Raw genomic sequence first — 19294 nt, 5'->3', positions numbered from 1 at the left:
CGCGTGACCCGTCGACCGCTTCGAACCACTCGGGCGATTGTCAATTCGGTGTCAGACGGACGGCTGACGACGGATCAGTGAACTGGTGTGTCCAGTGACGCACACTGTTGTGGTGTACACCCCACCTCTGTGAGTCCGCGTCCGCGGCGGCTCCGCGTGGGAACGAAGGGTCAGTCGTCGCCGAGGATGCCGCGGCGGGTCATCGCCATCGGGTCGAGCACCTCGTCGGCCTCCTCTTCGGTGAGGTAACCCTCCTCGACGGCGACTTCGCGGACGGTCTTGTCCTCCGCGAGCGCCTGTTTGGCGACCTTCGAGGCCTTGTCGTAGCCGATGGCGGGGTTCAGCGCGGTGGCGAGCGCCATCGAGCGTTCGACCTGGTCGGCGCAGTGGTCCTCGTTGGCCTCGAGTTTCGCGACGAACCGCTCGGCGAACACCTCGGCCGAATTCGAGAGGAGGTTCGCCGATTCGAGGAAGTTGTGCGCGAGGACCGGTTTGTAGAGGTTGAGGTCGATCTGTCCCTCGCTCGCGCCCGCGGCGACGGCCGCGTCGTTGCCGACCACCTGCTTGTGGACCTGGTTGACCGCTTCGGCGACGACCGGGTTGATCTTCCCCGGCATAATCGAGGACCCGGGCTGGTTCTCGGGCTGTTCGAGCTCGCCGAGTCCGTTTCGCGGCCCCGACGCGAGGAGTCGAAGGTCGTTCGCGATTTTGTTCATCGATCCGGCGACCGTCCGGAGAGCGCCGTGGGCCTCGCCCATGGCGTCGTGGGCCGCCTGCGCCTCGAAGTGGCTGTCGGCCTCGCGGAACTCGATGCCCGTCTCCTCGGAGATGTACTCGGCGGCGAGTTCGGGAAAGTCGGGGTCGGTGTTCAGGCCGGTCCCGACGGCGGTACCACCGAGCGCGAGTTCCGCGAGGTGCGACCGTGTGTTCTCCACGCGCGCGACGCCCTTCTCGATCTGAGTCCGGTAGCCCTCGAACTCCTGGCCCAGGGTGATGGGCGTGGCGTCCTGCAGGTGGGTCCGGCCGGTCTTGACGACGTTCTCGAACTCCGCTTCTTTCGCGCCGAGCGCTTCGGCGAGCGCTTCGAGCGCGGGGACGAGGTCCTTCTCGACCGCCTCCAGGGCCGAGACGTGCATCGCGGTCGGGATGACGTCGTTCGACGACTGGCCGTAGTTGACGTGGTCGTTCGGGTGGACGGCGCGGTCGCCGATCTCCTCCCCGAGGAGTTCGGCGGCGCGGTTCGCGATGACCTCGTTGGCGTTCATGTTCGAGGAGGTACCCGACCCGGTCTGGAAGACGTCGACGGGGAACTGGTCGTCGTGGTCGCCCGCGATGACCTCGTCGGCGGCCTCGACGATGGCCTCGGCGGTCTCGTCGTCGAGGTGGTCGAGGTCGCGGTTCGCCTGCGCGGCGGCCTTCTTCACCACGCCCAGCGCCCGGACGAACCGGCGGCTGAACGTGATACCCGAGATGGGGAAGTTCTCCACCGCGCGCTGCGTCTGTGCGCCCCAGTACGCCTCCGCCGGCACCTGCATCTCGCCGAGACTGTCCCGTTCGGTGCGGTAGTCGTCGCTCATGTCCGGGTGGACGCAACGGGGTCGCCTAAAAGCTACTCTTGCGGCACGGCCCCACCAAGTGATCGGGGGCGAGACACGACGGTCCAGCCGACACGGTTCGAGTGGTGACTCACCCTCCGACCGGCCACGACGATCCGAGTAACTTGTCAACATTCACCATGAGTTTCTTTCACAGCGGTGAAAATTATTATTTCACGCTGTATATCGCTTACGTCGACCGAAAATAATCTATCACATTATAGATGGATAATTTTTGACTCGGAATATAGTAAACTTGGAAACCTTTATGATGTTCGTCCCACAGGATATGAGTGCCTCTGACGAGGAGGAAAAACCATGGACGATAACGAACGAATGTCACGGAGGACGTACGTCACGCTCGCAGGGCTCACCAGTGCAGGGATGGCCGGTCTCGCCGGCTGTTCCGGTGGTGGTGGCGGTGGCGGCGACTCCGGCGGCGACGGTGGCGGTAGCTCCGGCGACGGTGGTGGCGGCGACTCCGGCGGTGATAGCTCCGGCGACGGCGGTGGGTCCGGTGGGTCGAGCGCCCCGCTCGAAGTCCTCCACGGGTGGACCGGCGGCGACGGCGCACGGGCCGCGGAGGCGCTTTCGAGCGCGTTCAGCGAGGCCTACCCGGATATCAGCGCCGAGTTCAACCCCATCGGTGGTGGCGGCAACGAGAACCTCGACGCCGTCGTCGCCAACCGACTCCAGAGCGGCGACCCGCCGAGTTCGTTCGCGAACTGGCCGGGCAAGAACCTCCAGCGGTACGAGGGCGCGCTGGGCACCGTCGACGACGTCTGGTCGGAGAACAACTTCTCCGAGGTGATGGTCCAAGAGGCGGTCGACCTCCACCAACTGGGCGGGAGCTTCCGCGCCGTCCCGCTCGGTTCGCACCGTCTGAACTGCCTGTTCTACAACACCTCCGTCGTCGAGGAGGCCGGTGTCGACCCCGACTCGCTCGACAGCGTCGAGGCGCTCCTCGAAGCGCTCGATACGGTCTCGACCGAGACGGACAAGATCCCGATGACCCAGGCGATGTCCGGCACGTGGACGATCACCCAGCTCTGGGCCGCCGTGATGCTCGGGGCGAACGGGTACCAGGCCTACATGGACTTCATCGAGGGCAACGGTTCCGAGGACGCCGTCCGCACGGCCTTCGAGCACCTGGCGACGATCCACGAGAACTACATCTCGGAGGACGCCTCCTCCATCGGACTGACCGAGTCCAACCAGAACATCATCAACGGCAACGCGGCGTTCATCCACCAGGGCAACTGGGCCGCCGGTGCGTACCGCAACGCCGAGGACTTCACCTACAACGAGGACTGGGGCTTCAAGACCTTCCCGGGCACCGAGGGCATGTACACGCTGCACTTCGACTCGTTCCTCTACCCGTCGAACAACCCGACGCCCGAGAAGGCGAAGACGTACCTCGGGTTCGTCGGCAGTCCCGAGGCACAGATCGCGTTCAATCAGTACAAGGGCTCCATCCCGACCCGGACCGACGTCAGCATGGAGCAGTTCGGACCGTACCTCCAGGAGACGGCGGAGGACTTCGCGAACGCCGAGCAGCGGCCGCCGACGCTCCAGCACGGCCTCGCGGTCACGCGTGAGAAGATGACCGCGCTCAACGAGGTCATCTCCTCGGAGTTCACCGGACCGTACAACGTCGACGCCGCGACGCAGGGCTTCCTCGACGCGGTCTCGAACTAACAGAGGAGTTCACACGGATTCATGTCCCGAATTTTTCGCAGGCTTCGACGGATACTCCCGGGTGAACGGTCGGAGAGCGACGACGAGGCTTGGAGCGCGACGAGCGAGACCTCGTCGGGAGCAGCGCGAACGGACGGCGGGGTCGTGTCCGACTCGTCGACGCGGGGCGGTACAGTCGACCGACTCACCGGCGCGGTCGACGACCGACTCGGCCAGGACTTCGTCGAGTCGCTCCCGTTCTGGCTCCCGGCGTTCCTCCTCGTCGGGTTGTTCGTCTACGGCGCCATCTTCTGGAACCTCCTCATCTCCCTCACGGACTACGAGGGGTTCGCACAGGCGCCGAACTACGGCAACCTCGACTTCGAGATGTACGTCCGGGCGGCGACCGACTCCGGTGCGGTCACCGCCGCGGTGAACACGGTCATCCTGCTTCTCGCGTTCACGCTCGCGACGCTCGCTCTGGGCCTCGCGCTGGCTATCCTCATCGACAGGGGAATCCGGTTCGAGAACACGTTCCGAACGATCTACCTCCTGCCGATGAGCCTCTCGTTCGTCGTCACCGCGCAGTTCTGGCTGTGGATGTACAACTACAACAACGGTGTCGTCAACATCCTCCTCGGCACCTTCGGGGTCGGGCCCATCGACTGGATCGGCAACCAGCAGATCGTCCTGTGGGCGGTCATCTTCGCGCTGATGTGGCAGTTCTCGGGCTACGCGATGGTCGTCTACCTCGCCGGACTCCGAGCGATTCCCACCGAACACTACGAGGCCGCGAAGGTCGACGGCGCCTCCACCCTGAAGATGTACTGGCGAGTCATCGTTCCCCAACTGAAGAGCGCGACTATCGGCGCGGCCGTCGTGCTGATGGTGTTTGCTTTGAAAGCGTTCGACTTCCTCTACTCGCTGAACGCCAACTACCGCCCGCCGAACGGCGCGGACATCCTGGCGACGAAGATGGTCCGTGAGGCGTACTCGAACCAGAACTGGGCGTACGGAGCGGCGCTGGCCATCATCCTCTTCGCCATGGCGCTGTCGGTCATCGGCCCGTACCTCGCCTACCAGTTCCGGAGGGGGAACCTATGAGCACCGAAACCGGTGGCGGAATCGGGAACGTCGACCCCTACCGGGTCGGCCTGTACGCCGTCCTCGTCGGGATGGCGGCCTTCTACCTGACGCCCATCGAATCGGGGCTCGTCACCTCGTTCAAGACGAACACCGCCGTCGTCGAGACGGCACCGTTCGCCCCTCCAGGGGGGAGCGGTCTCACGACGGAGAAGTGGCAGGCTGCGGTCGACGCCCTCCTGCGAGGGATGGGCAACAGCCTCCTCTACGCGGTGCCCGCGACGATCCTCTCGGCCTTCTTCGGGAGCATCACCGCCTACGGGCTCACCATCACGAACTGGCGGATGCGGTACAAAGCGCCGCTCCTGGCGCTGTTCGTCGCCGGCATCTTCATTCCGTACCAGGCCGTGTTGGTCCCGCTGAGTCAGTTCTGGGCGCAGATCGCTCCGCTGGAGGAGTGGCTGTCGTTCCTCTGGGCCGCGGGCATCAACAACGACTACGTCGGCATCCTCGAACTCATCGTCACCCACGTCGCGTACGGCATCCCCATCTGCACCATCCTGTTCCGCTCGTACTACAAGAACATCAGCACGGAGATGGTCGAGTCCGCGCGACTCGACGGGGCAACTCTTCGAAGAGTGTACCGGCGCATCGTCTTCCCGCTGTCGACGCCGATGTTCGCGGTCGTCCTCATCTACCAGTTCACCCAGATCTGGAACGACCTGCTCTTCACGCTCATCCTCGTCGCCACGGAGTCGAGCGCCGCCGCGCCGGTCGTGTTGATTCTGGCCGGCCTGGGCCAGTCGCTCGAAGGGCAGGACTTCGGGCTCCGGATGGCCGGGGCGTTCTTCGCGGCGCTCCCGACCCTCGCGGTGTACATCATGTTCGGCGAGGAGTTCGCCGAAGGGGTGGCGACGTGACGTCTCGCGCTCGCATCCGCGCGTCCGGCGCGCCGATAACTCCAGTAGCGTCGACAGACAACAGGAGGCAATAACCAATGGCAGCACTCGAACTCGATTCGCTCACGAAGGTGTATCAGGACGGAGATTCGGAGGTCGTCGCGGTCGACGACGTGACGGTATCCATCGAGGACGGCGAGTTCCTCGTCGTCGTCGGCCCCTCCGGCTGTGGGAAGTCGACGACGCTCCGGATGGTCGCCGGCCTCGAAACCGTTTCGAGCGGCACCATCAGCCTCGACGGGAGGGTCATCAACGACGTCAAACCGCAGGACCGCGACATCGCGATGGTGTTCCAGTCGTACGCGCTCTACCCGCACATGAGCGTCCGGCAGAACATGTCGTTCGGCCTCGAAGAGAGCACGGATCTCTCGGACGCCGAGATCAAAGACCGCGTCGAGGAGACGGCCGACCTGCTAGACATGTCGCCGCTCCTCGACCGGAAACCCCGTGACCTCTCCGGCGGACAACAACAGCGCGTCGCCCTCGGTCGCGCAATCGTTCGGGACCCCGAGGTGTTCTTGATGGACGAACCGCTGTCGAACCTCGACGCCAAACTCCGCGCACAGATGCGGACCGAACTCCAGCGTCTGCAGGAGGACCTCGGCGTCACCACGATGTACGTGACGCACGACCAGACGGAGGCGATGACGATGGGCGACCGCATCGCTATTCTCGACGGGGGCGAACTCCAGCAGGTGGCGACCCCGCTCGAATGCTATCACGAACCCGCCAACGTCTTCGTGGCGGGCTTCCTCGGCGAGCCGTCGATGAACTTCTTCGACGCCGACTTCGACGGCGAGAAACTCGTCGCCGACTCCTTCGAGTACCCCATCTCCGAGGAGACCGCGGCAGACCTGGGAGGAGAGACCGACCTCGTCTTCGGTATCCGTCCGGAGGCCATCGAACTCGTCGGAGAGCCGTCGGGCCCCCACGACTTCGAGACCGAGGTCGACGTCGTCGAGCCGATGGGCGACGAGAACACCGTGTATCTGACGTTCGGGGACCGAGACCCGGACGATGCGGTCGTCGCGACGACGAGCAGCATGCGACAGTTCAGCCGCGGCCAGAGCGTCGTGGTGCGCTTCCCCGAAGAGGCCATCCACGTCTTCGACCGGCGTTCCGGAGGAGCGCTCCACAACCGGACCATCGTCGACGAGGACGCGCTCGCCGACGCGCCGTCGAACTGACCGTTTTTCCCCTTCCTCTCGCGTTTCCCGGCTACGCCGGCTCCCACCGGCTCCGGTCGAGCCCTTCGCCGACCAGTCGCGCGGCGACCACGTGCACGTACGCGAAGACGACGGAGAGGGCCACGGCGGCGGGCGTCGCTAGTCGGACGGCCGTGAGGAGGCTCCACGTGCTGACGACGAGCGACGTCCCGACGGTCCACGCGAAGAAGTACGACCCGCTGGCGAGACCGCCGAGCGACGCGCGTCTGAAGCCCGACCGGAGGCCGTTCCTCCCGGCGGCGGCCACCGCAGCGGGGAGGAGGTAGCAGGCCGCGACGGTCACGAGGAGCGCGAGGGTGGGCGCGAGCGTCAGCAACATCCCGCCACCGCCGAGAACGACGAACGCGGTGAGCGCGAGCGCCAGCGCGGCGGGGAAGAGGTAGACGGCGGCGACGACGACGACCCGAACGCCGAGGCGGACGCTCCGCATCGACCACGAGAAGGGCGTCGACGACGGCCGTCCCCCGGTGTCGACGACCCGGCCGAGGTAGCCGGCGAACAGCACGGTCGGGACGAGGGCGAACACGATCGGGAAGAGGGCGAGCAGGTCGGGCCACAGCGCGCGCGCCGCGCGGAGCAACAGCAGGGCGACCAAAACGAGACCCGTGCAGGTCGCCGTGGCGTCACGGGCGTCCCCGTCCCGAAGCGGGTACCGGAACGAGTCGGCGAGCATCAGTTCTGCCCGAGGGGTCGGGGTCGGTCGCTGGAGCGGGACACGTCAGGTCGCCGCTTCTCCGTGCCGGCGGAAAACCGTGTCGTCATCCGACAGGCGCGTGAGCGACGCGACCGGTCCTCCGCGGACGAGACGCCGGAAAGAGTGCGGGGAGGCCCGCCGAGAGTCGGTTCCGCTACTCCCCGCCGGCGTACTCCTCGTACTCCTCGGGCGTGTAGGTCTTCATCTCCAGGGCGTGGATGTCGGTCGTCATGTGCCCGTCGAGGGCGTCGTACACCAGCTGGTGCTGCTGGACGAGCGACTTTCCCGCGAACGCGGGCGAGACGACGACCGCCGCGAAGTGTGCGTCTTCGAACTCCTGGTCCGGGTTCCGGGGCGTCGTCACGGTGGCCTCGGCGTCCTCGATACCCGATTCGATGAGCCGCTCGACTTCGTCGGTGTTCATACCGTGCGTGGGGAGCCGTGAGGTGAAAAGTCGACGGGTTGAGTCCCCCCCTCCGACTCAGCACTGAGAGTCGGGGGGTAACCGTCAAGTACCGGCGGCGGTCCGCTCGCACACCGAGTTCAGACGTGATAGTCGGGGACAAAAGGTCATATTCTCCGGTCGCCGTCGCCCGGATATGTGGACCCGACGAACCCTCCTCACGAGCGCCGGGGTCTCCCTGTGCTCGCTCACCGTGGCGGGGCAACTACAGAGCGAACGGACGGGCGTCGGCGAGCGGTACGTCGCCGACCTCCGCATCGACGAACGACACCACGACGCCGACGCCGACGACGAGTCCGAGCGACTCGTGCGGGTGCGATTCGCCCCGATGCGTCCGCTCGTCGCCGTCCGACTCGAACACCGTGTCGACGACGCCACCGACCCCGAGTTCGCCCGGACCCTCGACGACGACGGTGACGGCTGGTACGTCGTCGCCCGCCGGATCGGACTGGGGTACGACGAGCGCGGGGTCGACCAGTTCCTCTCGGCGCCCCGCAGTCGACACACGGCCGTCGGGGAACACTGGCTCGCGGAGAGCCAGGGGTTCCAGCCGGGTCGAAGCGCCCAGACCGACGTCCGGGGCTTCGCGACGGGCGACGTCCTCCGAGTCGTCGCCATTCCCCCCGACGAGGACCTCATCGTGGTGACCGAACACGTCGTCGGCGTCGAAAGCGCACCTGCCGCGGACGCGGACGAGTAGTCGGACGACCCGACGGTACGTTATTTTACGATGGGCCGACTACGCGGCGCTGTGACCGCCGTCGACACGGCCGCCCTGCGGGAGTACCTCCTCACCGACCACGAAGCCATCGTCGAGACGGTTCGCGCGTGCGCGGAGACGGCGGCCGAAGCGGGAACGGCCGACGGCCACAGCGACACGAGCGCGGTCCGACGGGGAACCGAGGCTGGACTGCGCGAACTGGGCGTCTGGGAGCGACTCCCTCGGGTGCTGGCAGGTTGCGTCGCGGAACTGGGGAAGACGCTCAGGGCACCGCCGGTCGCCGCCCCGCCCTACGTCGCGGCGACGGCGACGGGAGTCGTCCTGCGGGCGACGCTCGATGGTGGACGCCTGGTCGTCTCCATCGAGGCGCTCTCGGTGGAGCGCCGGGATGGAAGGGTCCTGCTGCGTCCGCGCGACGTCTCGGCGGAGGAACTCGTCCGCGTCGAGTGGCGGTGATGTCGGTGTGAGTAGCGGGTCGCGGTACTCCGGGAACCGCACGACGTCTTCGTCGTCGAGTCCGCGGTGGTGGTGAGCGGAACCGATTCGTGTCGCCGCTGTGCGTCTCAGCGTCAGCCGAGGGCGAGGAGAGAATCGAGAGAGTATGCGCGCAGACAGCGACTGCGCGGGACACGGACACGGTGAGACCACAGCCTCCCCACCCGACTGCGGTGCTCGCCGCCCACTCCGTTCGCGGCTGTGCTCCTCGTCCACTGACGCGACTTCGTCGCTTCAAGCCTTCACTCACTCCGTTCGTGAAGATACACAGTTGCGGGGACGCTCACGGACGACACGAATCGCGTCCAATCGCTCCATCCACGTCCCGTACTCAGCCGAAGAGGGCCGTCACATCTGATAGCGGCGCTCGTCGTCGCGCTGGGGGTACTGGTCGGCGCCGGTCATCTCGTCGTAGGTCATCCCCGCGAGGTACTCGTCGTAGGTGACGTCGTACCCCTGTCGGAGGTGGAAGTCGAGGTCGCCCGTGTCGACGGTGGACCGAAAGAGCGCGTGAATCCCCCGCCGAACCAACTCGTCCACGTCGGCGTCGAAGACGGCCGTGAGCATCGCCAGTTCGTTCTTCGTCTCGCGGTCGAGGCCGACGGCGTGTTCGTCGTTCAGTCCGCTGTAGACCGCCTTCACGTCGTCGTCGAGGTCGTCGAGTGACATTGCGGGCAAAACGCCGGGCGGAGGGATACGACTTTTCGTTTGGCGTCGTCAACACCGCGTATGAGGTACACGTACACCGGAGACGCCCACCGCGCGCTGGGCGCGTCGCTCCGCGCCGACGAGGAACCGTTCCCCACGCGCACCGACCTCGAGTTCCCCCGCCGCGACCACCTGCGCGACGAAATCGGTGTGTTGGAACGGCTCTTCTTCCCTCGGTGCTGGAACGCGGGGTCGCTCGTCGAAGACGGCGACGCGCTCGCCGACAGCGTCGAGCGGTTCGGCCGACTCTGCTACCGGGGAATCGACCCCTACGTCGACGGCGACCCGGCCCCGCTGGTCGACGGGATGCTCGAAGCCCTGCCCGACATCCGCGAGACGCTCAAGCGGGACGTCGACGCCGCCTACCGGGGCGACCCGGCCGCGAAGAGCTACATCGAGGTCATCCGGTCGTATCCGAGCGTCCAGGCGCTCGTGGTCCACCGGGTCGCACACGCCCTCTACGAGGCCGGTGCGCCGGAGTACGCCCGGGAACTCGCCGAGTACGCGAAGACCGAGACCGGCATCGACGTCCACCCCGGGGCGACCATCGGCGACTACTGCTTCATCGACCACGGGACCGGCGTCGTCATCGGGGAGACGGCCACCGTCGGCGAGTGGGCGCGCATCTACCAGAACGTGACGCTGGGCGCGCTCCACTTCGAGGAACAGGAGGACGACGAGCACACGCTGAAGAAGGACTACAAGCGCCACCCGACATCGGCGCCCACGTGGTCATCGGCGCCGGGACGAACGTGCTCGGCCCCGTCGACGTGGGGGACCACGTGAGCATCGGCGCGAACTCGTGGATCACCGACGACATCCCGGACCACACGAGCGTCTTCGTCGCCGAACATCCCCGACAGGAGCGGAAGCAGAACGACTGACCCAAGGCCTATGCCGATGGCCCCGGGGACCCGAACGTATGCGACAGCCCTCCCGCCGTGACGTGGTGCGTTCGCTCGCCGCCCTGAGTCCGAGCGGCCTCGCCAGTTGTCTCGGTGGCGACCAGGGGGCTGCCACGGAGCGACCGTCAACAGCAGAGACCGACTGTACGACGGTCGAGACGGCCCGGCAGACCGCAACGGCCGACGACCCCACGGTGACGATTTCTGACGACTGCACCGCCGCCGAAGTGCCACGACCGACCGACGCCGCGACGTCGCCTCGCGCGTACCCGGCGGCACCGGACGACCTGGCCACGTCGAGCGTCCGGACGTTCGTGGAGGCGTACGAGACGGCCTACCAGTACAACCGGCACCTCGCGGACAACCCGCGAAAGATCGGTCGACTCAACGGTCTCTCGGTTCACGTCGCCGAGAGCCAGGTGACCGTCGAGTCCGAGGCGGAGCCACGACTCGTCTCCGTCGTCGTGAGCGGGCAGGCATCGACGCACATCACCGGCGACGCCGGTCCGGGGTCGTCCACACCCGAGACGCCCACGGTGACGCCGCTCCCGGCGGGTCACTGGCCGTTCGAGTCCTCGTATCTCGTCTCCGAACGAGGGCTCCGCCGCGGTGGACTGGTCGTCGAGTGCTGGTGACCGCGGGCAAGAGGGGGAGACGACGCGACTGAAACGGAAGCGAGAACCACCACGCCTTTACACCCGAGTACCCTCCCTCCGTCGATGAGCGACGACGCCGAGGGAGACCCGCTCGACGACGTGGACGTAGCGGCCGTTCGAGCGGCGCTCGTCGAGTGGTACGAGTCGGACCACCGCGACTTCCCCTGGCGGCGGACCACCGACCCCTACGCCATCCTCGTCTCGGAGGTGATGAGCCAACAGACCCAGTTGGGGAGAGTCGTTCCGGCGTGGGAGGACTTTCTCGACGAGTGGCCGACGGTCGAGGACCTCGCCGGAGCGGACCGCGCCGACGTCGTCCGCTTCTGGTCGGACCACTCGCTCGGCTACAACAACCGCGCGAAGTACCTCCACGAGGCCGCACGGCAGGTGATCGAGGAGTTCGGCGGCGACTTTCCCGACAGTCCCGAGGAACTGGAGGAACTGATGGGCGTCGGGCCGTACACGGCGAACGCCGTCGCCTCCTTCGCGTTCGACAACGGCGACGCCGTCGTCGACACCAACGTCAAACGGGTGCTCTACCGCGCGTTCGACGTCTCGGACGACGACAGCGAGTTCGAGCGGGCGGCCCGGGGACTGATGCCCGACGGCGAGTCCCGCGTGTGGAACAACGCCGTCATGGAACTCGGCGGCGTCGCCTGCGGGAAGACCCCGCGCTGTGACGAGGCGGGGTGTCCGTGGCGTCGCTGGTGTCACGCCTACGAAACCGGCGACTTCACCGCGCCCGACGTGCCGACCCAGCCGAGTTTCGAAGGGTCGCGCCGGCAGTTCCGAGGGCGCGTGGTCCGCGTCCTCGGCGAGTACGACGACCTCTCGCTGGACGAACTCGGTCCGCGGGTGAGGGTCGATTACGGACCGAACTCCCGCGAGTGGCTCCGTGGGCTGGTCGACGACCTCGCTGCGGACGGTCTCGTGGAGGTCACGGAGGAGGGCGACGACACCGTCGCGCGACTCCGGCAGTGACTCTCGCGGTTCCGAGACGACACGGCGCTGCGGCCGGGGGTTCAAGCCGGTCGGCCCTGTCGACAGCGTATGGTCGCGGAAACCGGGAACCTGCTGCCGTTCTTGGCCGGGCTGACTCTCGTGCTCGTCGTCGCACACACGCTCGGAGCCGTTGCCGACAGACTGGGGTTCGCGCCGGTCGTCGGCGAACTCCTCACGGGACTCGTGCTCGGTCCGTCCCTGTTGGGCCTCGTCGCCCCCGGTCTGACGTCACTTCTCGTTCCGGTTCCCGAGCGTCTGGCGGCGCTCGCGGCGCTCGGGCTCGTCCTCCTGCTCGTTCTGGCGGGCACAGAGGTCGACGCGGCTGCCGTCCGCCGGTTCGTCCGTCCGACCGTCGCGCTCGCAACCGGCGCGTTCGTCGTGCCGTTTCTCGCCGGCTTCGCGCTGGGGTGGGTCCTCCCCGCTCGCTATCTCGTGACGCCCGCACAACGGCTCCCGTTCTCCCTCTTCCTGGCGACCGCACTGAGCATCTCGGCCGTTCCCGTCGCGGTGCGTGTCCTCATCGACCTCGACGCGATGGACCGTCCCGTCGGACAGCTCACCCTCACCGCGGCTGTCGTCGTCGACGCGTCGGGCTGGCTCGCCCTGACCTTCGTCGCTGACTTCACTCGCGCCGGGCGGTTCGACGCCGTCGGTCTCGGTGGCACGCTCGTCGTCCTCGTCGGGTTCGTCCTCTTCGTCGTCGCCGTCGGTCCGCGAGTCGTGGACACGCTGTTCGACCTCACGAATCACGTCCGGTCACCCGTGCTGACCGGGTTCTCCATCGTCGTCGTGCTCGGAGTCGGGCTGGCCGGGTCGGCGGTCGCGCTCGAACTCGAGGCGGTTCTCGGCGCGTTCCTCGCGGGCATCCTCGTGAAGCGCCGTCTCGACGGGGAGACCGAACGGGTCTTCGAGATGGTGACGCTCGGCCTCTTCGCGCCGCTGTTCTTCGCGACGGCGGGGCTGCAAGCCGACCTGAGCGGACTGCTCGTCCCCGGGACGCTCCTCGTTACGGGACTCACCCTGGTCGTCGCCGTCCTCGGCAAGTTTGTCGGTGTCGCCGTCGGGGCGGCGTTCACCGACCTCTCCCGCCCGGAGACGGTCTGTCTCGCCATCGGGCTGAACGCACGCGGAGCGATGGAGATTGTCGTCGCAGCGCTCGGGCTGAGCATCGGTATCCTCACGCCGACCGTGTACGTGGTCGTCGTGCTGGTCGCTATCGCCACTTCCGTCATGACGCCGCCGCTGCTTCGGCGTGCGCTCGCGCGCCTTCCGAACCCGACGGCATGACCCCGTCTCGAACGACAGCACCGCACCGTGTGACGCGGGCGGGGGACGGACGGGGGACAGACGGGCGTGGCCTCACGGGCCGCGTTCAGTCTCGAAGCCGACGGCCCGTTCGAACTCGAAGACCGATCAGCGGAGGTCGTATGGCTCCGTCGGTGATAGTCGGTCGCTCGGACAGCAGAGACGGGGACGGAACCGGAATCGGGGTGGCTACAACACGAACGGGCCCCGTTGTCTGATCTCCTCGCCGTGTGGTTGCCCGGAGACGACGACGACGCGGAGGTCCTCGTCGCTCCGGAGTTCGAGCGGTCTCGTCTCGCGCATCGGCAGGACGTCTCCCTGACCGAAGCCGTCGCCGTCGACGGTCCCCTCGCCGGAGACGCCGTAGACGAACCCGGCCCAGCCGTCTCGTCCGTCCCAGGTCCACGACCCCTCCACGCGGACGTCGAGGTACTCCATCGGCGTCTGTAAACCGAGCGGCGAGCCCTCGCCGACGACGGTCGTGACGCTCGTTCCGCCCTCTTCGACGGTCGGCAGTTCCTCGGCGTCGGCGTCCGCGTAGTCGGCGTCGATTTCCTTCTTCGTCCGCGGGAGGTTCACCCATAGCTGGAGACCGCTACAGCCCCCTTCCCCCGCGGGGAACTCGGAGTGACGGATGCCGGAGCCCGCCGTGATACGCATCGCGTCGCCCACGGAGGCCGTGTGTGCGACGCCGAGCGAGTCCGCGTGCTCCATCCCGCCGTCGAGCATGTACGAGACGATTTCGAACCCCCGGTGTGGGTGCATCGGGAACCCCGTGTCGGGGTCGATGTAGAAGCGCTCGAACAGGACGAACGGGTCCAGGTTCGACCGGTACGCGTCGGTCGGAAACGCACGGTTCGAGTTCACGCCCGTGCCGTGCTGGACTGGTTGGCCCGGAACCGGTCCGTCCACCGCGTCCCGTGTGGCTTCGTCTCGACTCATATCGCCACGGATGGCACCGTCGCCGATAACCGTCTCGCAAGCGGAAGTCGAATTCTATCAGAGATAGAGTACTATTTTCAGAAAAACCCGAAAGAAGCCAGGAAAAACAAATGAACGAAGAGTACCCATATAACAAGGAATCTACTAAAACGGGCTACAGAGAAACTTCATACTCGGCCCGTCCCTACACTCGGATGTCGATATGAGCTACGAACTCGACCCATTACCGTACGAGTACGACGCGCTGGAAGGGAGCATTTCCGAGCAGGTGCTGACGTGGCACCACGACACCCACCACCAGGGCTACGTCAACGGGTGGAACTCCGCGGAGGAGACCCTCGCCGAGAACCGCGAGAGCGGGGATTTCTCCTCGTCGGCGGGCGCGATCCGCAGCGTCACCCACAACGGCTGTGGACACATCCTCCACGACCTGTTCTGGCAGTGCATGTCGCCCGAGGGCGGCTCCGAGCCTTCGGGCGCGCTGGCCGACCGCATCGAAGAGGACTTCGGTTCGTACGAGGCGTGGAAGGGCGAGTTCGAGGCCGCTGCGGGGGCTGCGAGCGGCTGGGCGCTGTTGGTGTACGACTCGTTCTCGAACCAACTGCGCAACGTCGTGGTCGACAAGCACGACCAGGGCGCGCTGTGGGGCTCGCACCCGATTCTCGCCCTCGACGTGTGGGAACACTCGTACTACTACGACTACGGCCCCAAGCGCGGCGACTTCGTCTCGGCGTTCTTCGACGTCGTCGACTGGAACGAACCCGCCGCCCGCTACGAACAGGCCGTCGACCTCTTCGAGTAACACAGAGCGACGACACCGTCCACCCTCTCACGTTTTTTGCACCGCGGACTCACGGACCCACGAACCCACCAAGAGCGACACGACTAAGACGGTGCTGTCGGTCGGTCGACCTATGACTGGTGAGAGCCTCGTCGGGTTCATCGAGGAGTGGCAGACGGGCTTCTTCCTCGTCCTCGGGAGCGCCGTCGTCGGTATCGTCGCGGGGCTGGCCGTCCGGTCGGTCGCCGGACCGCCGGGGTTCTTCGCGGGCTTTCTCGTCGGCGTCCTCGCGGCGTTCCTCGGGTACTCGTATCTCCGGTACGGCCGGTGAGGTCGGGCCATCGGCGCCGAGAGGACACACGTTTACCGTCCCCGTTCGAATCTCCCGGCATGCCCCGTCCCAAAGAAGACTTCGACGTCCTGTACCCGTACCAGATGTACACGCCCGCGGAGGTGCTGGAGCCCGATCTGATGTACACGGTCCCCGAAATCGGCCGGCGACTGCAGGACCTCGCGCCCGACACGCAGTTGGAAGAAGAGACCGAGGCACGCATCATCGCCTGGACCATCCCGTGGCTCATCTACCACCAGGAGGACATGGTCATCAACGACCCCGAGGGCGACGACCCGGGCTACTTCGGCGTGAGCGACGAGGCGGTCGCGGCGCTCGACGAGGACTGAGTCTCGATCGGTTCAGGCGCTCAGTCGAGCCGCCCGCAGCGACTGTTCCAGCGCGTCGAGCGGGTCGTCGACCACGCTCGGCCCGTGGCCGGTGTGGAGCGCCTGGAGGTTTCCCTCGACCGTTCCGACGACGCGCTCGATGCTCTCGACGAGCGTCTTCCCGTCGCCGCCGGGCAGGTCCGTCCGCCCGAAGCTCCCGCCGGCGAAGACGAGGTCGCCGGCGAACAGCACGCCCGCGTCGGGCGCGTACAGACAGAGGTGGTCGACGGCGTGGCCGGGCGTGTGGAGCGCGCGGTACTCCTCGGTGCCGATGCGAACCGTCTCGCCGTCCTCGATCCGATTGTCGACCGCGTCGTGTGAGGTGTCGAACCCCCACGTCTCGACACCGAATCGAGTTCTGACGGCGTCGACGTTGCCGACGTGGTCCGGGTGGGTGTGGGTTATGACGACGGCGTCGAGGTGGTCGACGTCCCCCGCGAGATGCGAGACGGCGTCGAAGTTCGCGCCGGTGTCGACGAGGACCGTTCTCCCGCTCGCCCCGTGTTCGCCGCGAGCCCCCGGCGCGACGAGGAACGCGTTGCTCGTGAACGCCTGGACGCCCTGGGCGATGTTGTGGATCATGTGAGGAGTGAGCGCTCGGAGTACTTCGGCGTTTCCCGACCGGGCGGTGGATGCGACCGGTCGGATGGTCGATGCGACGGCTCAGGTCGCCACGCGCGTTCGCGTCGACTCGGCGACAGACAGCGCCGCGTCGACGACGGGTTCGAGGTCGCCGCGGATGGATCGGAGCAACGCGCCGAAGTGACCCGTCTCCCAGGTCGTCCGGTTCTCCTCGGGGACGCCCCACGCGTCGAGCGTCGCCGTGAACGTGTGAGGGGGAACGACGGTGTCGCGCCGGCCGAAGACCGGGAAGACCCGCTCGGGCGCGAGTCCACACGAGTCGGGCGGGTTCAGGAGGGGACCGAGTTCGTGTAGGCGAGCGTACCAGCCCGCCGCGCGGAGGGCGTCGTCGAGGTCCACGAGCGGAGAGAGGTCGCCCTCGACGAGGACGGCGTCGACGTCTCCGGTCGCCGCCACGGGGACGACGCTCTCGGGCCGTGCCGATTCGGGCCACGACCCACAGCGGCCCGCGACGTGCATCGCGACGATGCCGCCGAGACTGATCCCACCGAGACCGACGCCCGACCCCTCCGTGTGCGCCCAGTCGACGAAGGTCCCGGCCTCGACGACGGCCGCCGCGTACAGTTGGAGCGTCGACTCCGGCGCGCGTGCGAGATACGGTTCGCCGCTGTATCTCCCTTCGCGTTCGCGGCGTCCGTGCCACGGGGCGTCGGGGAGAACGACGCGGACGCCCTCGGGGGCGAGCGCACGCCCGAGATACGCCTCCTCGGGCCAGTAGGCGGCGCAGTCGTTCACCATGCCCATCCCGCCGTAGAACACGAGCGTCGGGAGGTCGTCGCCGGCGTCGACCGGTTCGTACACGCGCGCCGTGGCGTCGTCCGAGACGTACGGCGACGGGGAGGGAAACCGGAGCCAGTACTCGACGGTATCGGGACCGGGGACCCAGTCCGACCGCTCGACCCGCGGAGAGCGTTCGGGGACACGGTACACCGGGTCGGGCGTGACGAGGTCGGTGTGGTACTTCGACAGGACCGTCTCTGGGTCGGGGATCGAATAATCGACCGGTGGCACGAGGTGGTCGTCGACGAGGAAGCCGAAGACGTCCGCGACGTCGCGCCGGCGGTGTTCGGCCCGGCGGCGCTCGCGCTCGGCGTCGAGACGCTCCTCGACCGACGACGCCGGGTCCCACAGGACGTCCTCCCAGCGCTCGTTCGCGTCGAACGCGGCCTCCCGTCGCGATGCGTAGCGCGCGAGCGCCGCCTCGATTCGGTCCGAGAGATGTGGTGCGGGCGGCGCACCGACAGCCTGGAGGTACGCCCGCGGCGACGCGCCGACGGCGACGTCCGCGGCGGCCCGGGCGCGCTGGACGGCGAACTCGCGGCGGAGCGACCGCGTTTTCAGTCGGTCGAACCAGTCGGCGTCGAGCGCACGGCCGACCGGGGAGGCCAGGAGTCGGTGGACGCGAGGGGTCGCGAGGTGGTCCATACCGTCGAATGGCACGACGACGTCTTGACAGTTCGTGTGAGACTGTCGCGCACCGAGCGGGCGATTCATACGGGTTTTTCACCGAGGACGCGTGAGTGGTCGTATGGAGAAAGCACCAGACGTAGGCGAGTTGACACCCCCGGACCGGACCCTGATGGGCCCGGGCCCGAGCGACGTCCATCCCCGCGTCCTTCGCGCGATGAGCACGCCCCTCGTGGGGCACCTCGACCCCTCGTTCGTCGAGATCATGAACGAGGTGCAGGAACTCCTTCGATACACGTTCCGGACCGACAACCAGTGGACCATCCCCGTCTCGGGCACGGGGTCGGCGTCGATGGAGGCCGCCATCGGCAACCTCGTCGAACCCGGCGACACCGCACTGGTGCCGACGAACGGCTACTTCGGCGGGCGCATGCAGTCGATGGCCGAGCGCGCGGGCGGCGAAGTCGTCCACGTCGACGCGCCGTGGGGCGAACCGCTCGACCCCGCCGACGTCGAGGCGGCCTTCGACGAGCATTCGATAGACGTCTTCGGGTTCGTCCACGCCGAGACCTCTACGGGCGTGAAACAGCCCGGGGTGTCGGAACTCACCGACATCGCTCACAGTCACGACGCGTACGTCATCGCCGACACCGTCACGTCGCTGGGCGGGGTCGAACTCCGCGTCGACGAGTGGGATATCGACGTCGCCTACTCGGGGCCGCAGAAGTGTCTCTCCTGCCCGCCGGGTGCGTCGCCCCTGACGCTGAACGACCGCGCGATGGACAAGGTGCTCTCCCGGGAGGAGGAGCCGCGGTCGTGGTATCTCGACCTCTCGCTTTTAGAGGGGTACTGGGGCGAGGAGCGCGCGTACCACCACACCGCCCCGGTCACGAACGTCTACGCGCTCCGGGAGGCACTCCGCCTCGTCGCGGAGGAGGGTATCGAAGCGCGCTGGGAGCGCCACCTCGACGTCGCGGGCGAACTCAAATCCGGACTGGAGGCGATGGGCCTGGAGATGAACGCCCCCGACGAGTACTGGCTCCCCTCGCTGAACGCGGTGCGCGTGCCCAGCGGTGTCGACGACGGCGCGGTCATCGCTCACCTGCTGGACGAGTACGACCTCGAAATCGCCTCGGGGCTCGGTGACCTCTCCGGCGAGATTTGGCGCATCGGCTGCATGGGCTACTCCGCGCGACCGAAGAACGTCGAGTACGTCCTCTCGGCGCTCGCGGACGCGCTCGAAGCAGAGGGCTACGACACCGAGCAGGTCACGGCCGCTCCCTCGGACGACTGAGGCGCGACACGCCGCTCGC

20 protein-coding genes and 1 pseudogene are annotated in these 19294 nt (G+C 67.3%); 14 read left to right on the top strand and 7 right to left on the bottom strand.

The features are described from left to right. Nucleotides 1-170 precede the first annotated feature (170 nt). Nucleotides 171-1577 carry a class II fumarate hydratase gene (locus C2R22_RS11155; RefSeq protein WP_103425823.1) on the bottom strand — a complete coding sequence of 469 codons (1407 nt, stop codon included), beginning with the start codon at nucleotides 1575-1577 and terminating at the stop codon, nucleotides 171-173. Nucleotides 1578-1931: 354 nt separating this feature from the next. Here C2R22_RS11155 and C2R22_RS11150 point away from each other — a divergent pair, with 354 nt between their 5' ends. The 4 genes from C2R22_RS11150 (at nucleotide 1932) to C2R22_RS11135 (ending at nucleotide 6501) form a co-directional block, all read left to right on the top strand. Continuing rightward, on the top strand, nucleotides 1932-3293 hold the full coding sequence (locus C2R22_RS11150) for an ABC transporter substrate-binding protein (protein ID WP_245903012.1): 1362 nt from the start codon (nucleotides 1932-1934) through the stop codon (nucleotides 3291-3293). 21 nt (nucleotides 3294-3314) lie between these two features. Then, nucleotides 3315-4376, top strand: a complete 1062-nt coding sequence (locus tag C2R22_RS11145) for a carbohydrate ABC transporter permease (protein ID WP_103425821.1) — start codon at nucleotides 3315-3317, stop codon at nucleotides 4374-4376. After that, on the top strand, nucleotides 4373-5275 hold the full coding sequence (locus C2R22_RS11140; RefSeq protein WP_103425820.1) for a carbohydrate ABC transporter permease: 903 nt from the start codon (nucleotides 4373-4375) through the stop codon (nucleotides 5273-5275). The genes C2R22_RS11145 and C2R22_RS11140 overlap by 4 nt, the downstream gene beginning before the upstream one ends. Nucleotides 5276-5352: 77 nt before the next feature. Further along, nucleotides 5353-6501: an ABC transporter ATP-binding protein gene (locus tag C2R22_RS11135; protein WP_103425819.1), complete on the top strand. Its 1149-nt coding sequence runs from the start codon at nucleotides 5353-5355 to the stop codon at nucleotides 6499-6501. 31 nt (nucleotides 6502-6532) lie between these two features. On the opposite strand, the gene C2R22_RS11130 is transcribed toward C2R22_RS11135, so the two are convergent. After that, entirely contained in the window at nucleotides 6533-7213 is a 681-nt protein-coding gene (locus C2R22_RS11130; protein ID WP_103425818.1) for a DUF4013 domain-containing protein, read from the bottom strand. 175 nt (nucleotides 7214-7388) lie between these two features. Then, nucleotides 7389-7658 carry a BolA family protein gene (locus C2R22_RS11125; RefSeq protein ID WP_103425817.1) on the bottom strand — a complete coding sequence of 90 codons (270 nt, stop codon included), beginning with the start codon at nucleotides 7656-7658 and terminating at the stop codon, nucleotides 7389-7391. Nucleotides 7659-7833: 175 nt separating this feature from the next. Here C2R22_RS11125 and C2R22_RS11120 point away from each other — a divergent pair, with 175 nt between their 5' ends. Together C2R22_RS11120 and C2R22_RS11115 are read left to right on the top strand one after the other, a co-directional pair. Continuing rightward, nucleotides 7834-8397, top strand: coding sequence for a hypothetical protein (locus C2R22_RS11120; RefSeq protein WP_103425816.1), 564 nt, complete (start codon nucleotides 7834-7836; stop codon nucleotides 8395-8397). A gap of 51 nt (nucleotides 8398-8448) precedes the next feature. Then, on the top strand, nucleotides 8449-8874 hold the full coding sequence (locus tag C2R22_RS11115) for a hypothetical protein (RefSeq protein WP_103425815.1): 426 nt from the start codon (nucleotides 8449-8451) through the stop codon (nucleotides 8872-8874). A gap of 387 nt (nucleotides 8875-9261) precedes the next feature. Here the strand turns inward: C2R22_RS11115 and C2R22_RS11110 are convergent, their stop codons facing one another. Then, a complete protein-coding gene (locus C2R22_RS11110) occupies nucleotides 9262-9582 on the bottom strand; it encodes a hypothetical protein (RefSeq protein WP_103425814.1) in 321 nt (106 codons plus the stop codon). 60 nt (nucleotides 9583-9642) lie between these two features. Between C2R22_RS11110 and epsC the strand changes: the two are divergent. The 4 genes and pseudogenes from epsC (at nucleotide 9643) to C2R22_RS11090 (ending at nucleotide 13471) form a co-directional block, all read left to right on the top strand. Further along, a pseudogene (gene epsC, locus C2R22_RS11105) lies at nucleotides 9643-10505 on the top strand (serine O-acetyltransferase EpsC). 38 nt (nucleotides 10506-10543) lie between these two features. Further along, nucleotides 10544-11161 carry a hypothetical protein gene (locus C2R22_RS11100; RefSeq protein WP_103425813.1) on the top strand — a complete coding sequence of 206 codons (618 nt, stop codon included), beginning with the start codon at nucleotides 10544-10546 and terminating at the stop codon, nucleotides 11159-11161. 84 nt (nucleotides 11162-11245) lie between these two features. Continuing rightward, complete coding sequence (locus C2R22_RS11095; RefSeq protein WP_103425812.1) at nucleotides 11246-12163, top strand: HhH-GPD family protein; 918 nt, start codon at nucleotides 11246-11248, stop codon at nucleotides 12161-12163. A gap of 69 nt (nucleotides 12164-12232) precedes the next feature. Continuing rightward, nucleotides 12233-13471, top strand: a complete 1239-nt coding sequence (locus C2R22_RS11090) for a cation:proton antiporter (RefSeq protein WP_103425811.1) — start codon at nucleotides 12233-12235, stop codon at nucleotides 13469-13471. A 207-nt stretch (nucleotides 13472-13678) separates the two neighbouring features. Here C2R22_RS11090 and C2R22_RS11085 read toward each other — a convergent pair whose 3' ends face one another. After that, nucleotides 13679-14431, bottom strand: a complete 753-nt coding sequence (locus C2R22_RS11085; protein WP_103425810.1) for a pirin family protein — start codon at nucleotides 14429-14431, stop codon at nucleotides 13679-13681. Between the two features lie 202 nt (nucleotides 14432-14633). Between C2R22_RS11085 and sod the strand changes: the two genes are divergently transcribed. From sod to C2R22_RS11070, 3 genes are all read left to right on the top strand, one after another. After that, a complete protein-coding gene (gene sod / locus C2R22_RS11080) occupies nucleotides 14634-15233 on the top strand; it encodes a superoxide dismutase (protein WP_103425809.1) in 600 nt (199 codons plus the stop codon). 112 nt (nucleotides 15234-15345) lie between these two features. Then, nucleotides 15346-15543 (top strand): hypothetical protein, encoded by a 198-nt coding sequence (locus C2R22_RS11075; protein WP_103425808.1) that lies wholly within the window; start codon nucleotides 15346-15348, stop codon nucleotides 15541-15543. Nucleotides 15544-15602: 59 nt separating this feature from the next. After that, entirely contained in the window at nucleotides 15603-15893 is a 291-nt protein-coding gene (locus C2R22_RS11070; RefSeq protein WP_103425807.1) for a DUF5827 family protein, read from the top strand. A gap of 12 nt (nucleotides 15894-15905) precedes the next feature. Here the strand turns inward: C2R22_RS11070 and C2R22_RS11065 are convergent, their stop codons facing one another. Beyond that, a complete protein-coding gene (locus C2R22_RS11065) occupies nucleotides 15906-16514 on the bottom strand; it encodes an MBL fold metallo-hydrolase (protein ID WP_103425806.1) in 609 nt (202 codons plus the stop codon). Between the two features lie 81 nt (nucleotides 16515-16595). Then, entirely contained in the window at nucleotides 16596-17999 is a 1404-nt protein-coding gene (locus tag C2R22_RS11060; protein WP_103427648.1) for an alpha/beta hydrolase family protein, read from the bottom strand. A 103-nt stretch (nucleotides 18000-18102) separates the two neighbouring features. Between C2R22_RS11060 and C2R22_RS11055 the strand changes: the two genes are divergently transcribed. Next, complete coding sequence (locus C2R22_RS11055) at nucleotides 18103-19275, top strand: pyridoxal-phosphate-dependent aminotransferase family protein (RefSeq protein ID WP_103425805.1); 1173 nt, start codon at nucleotides 18103-18105, stop codon at nucleotides 19273-19275. Nucleotides 19276-19294 lie beyond the last annotated feature (19 nt).

Source organism: Salinigranum rubrum, assembly GCF_002906575.1.
GTDB classification, from domain to species: domain Archaea; phylum Halobacteriota; class Halobacteria; order Halobacteriales; family Haloferacaceae; genus Salinigranum; species Salinigranum rubrum.
This window is presented reverse-complemented; position numbering and strand designations above follow the sequence as displayed.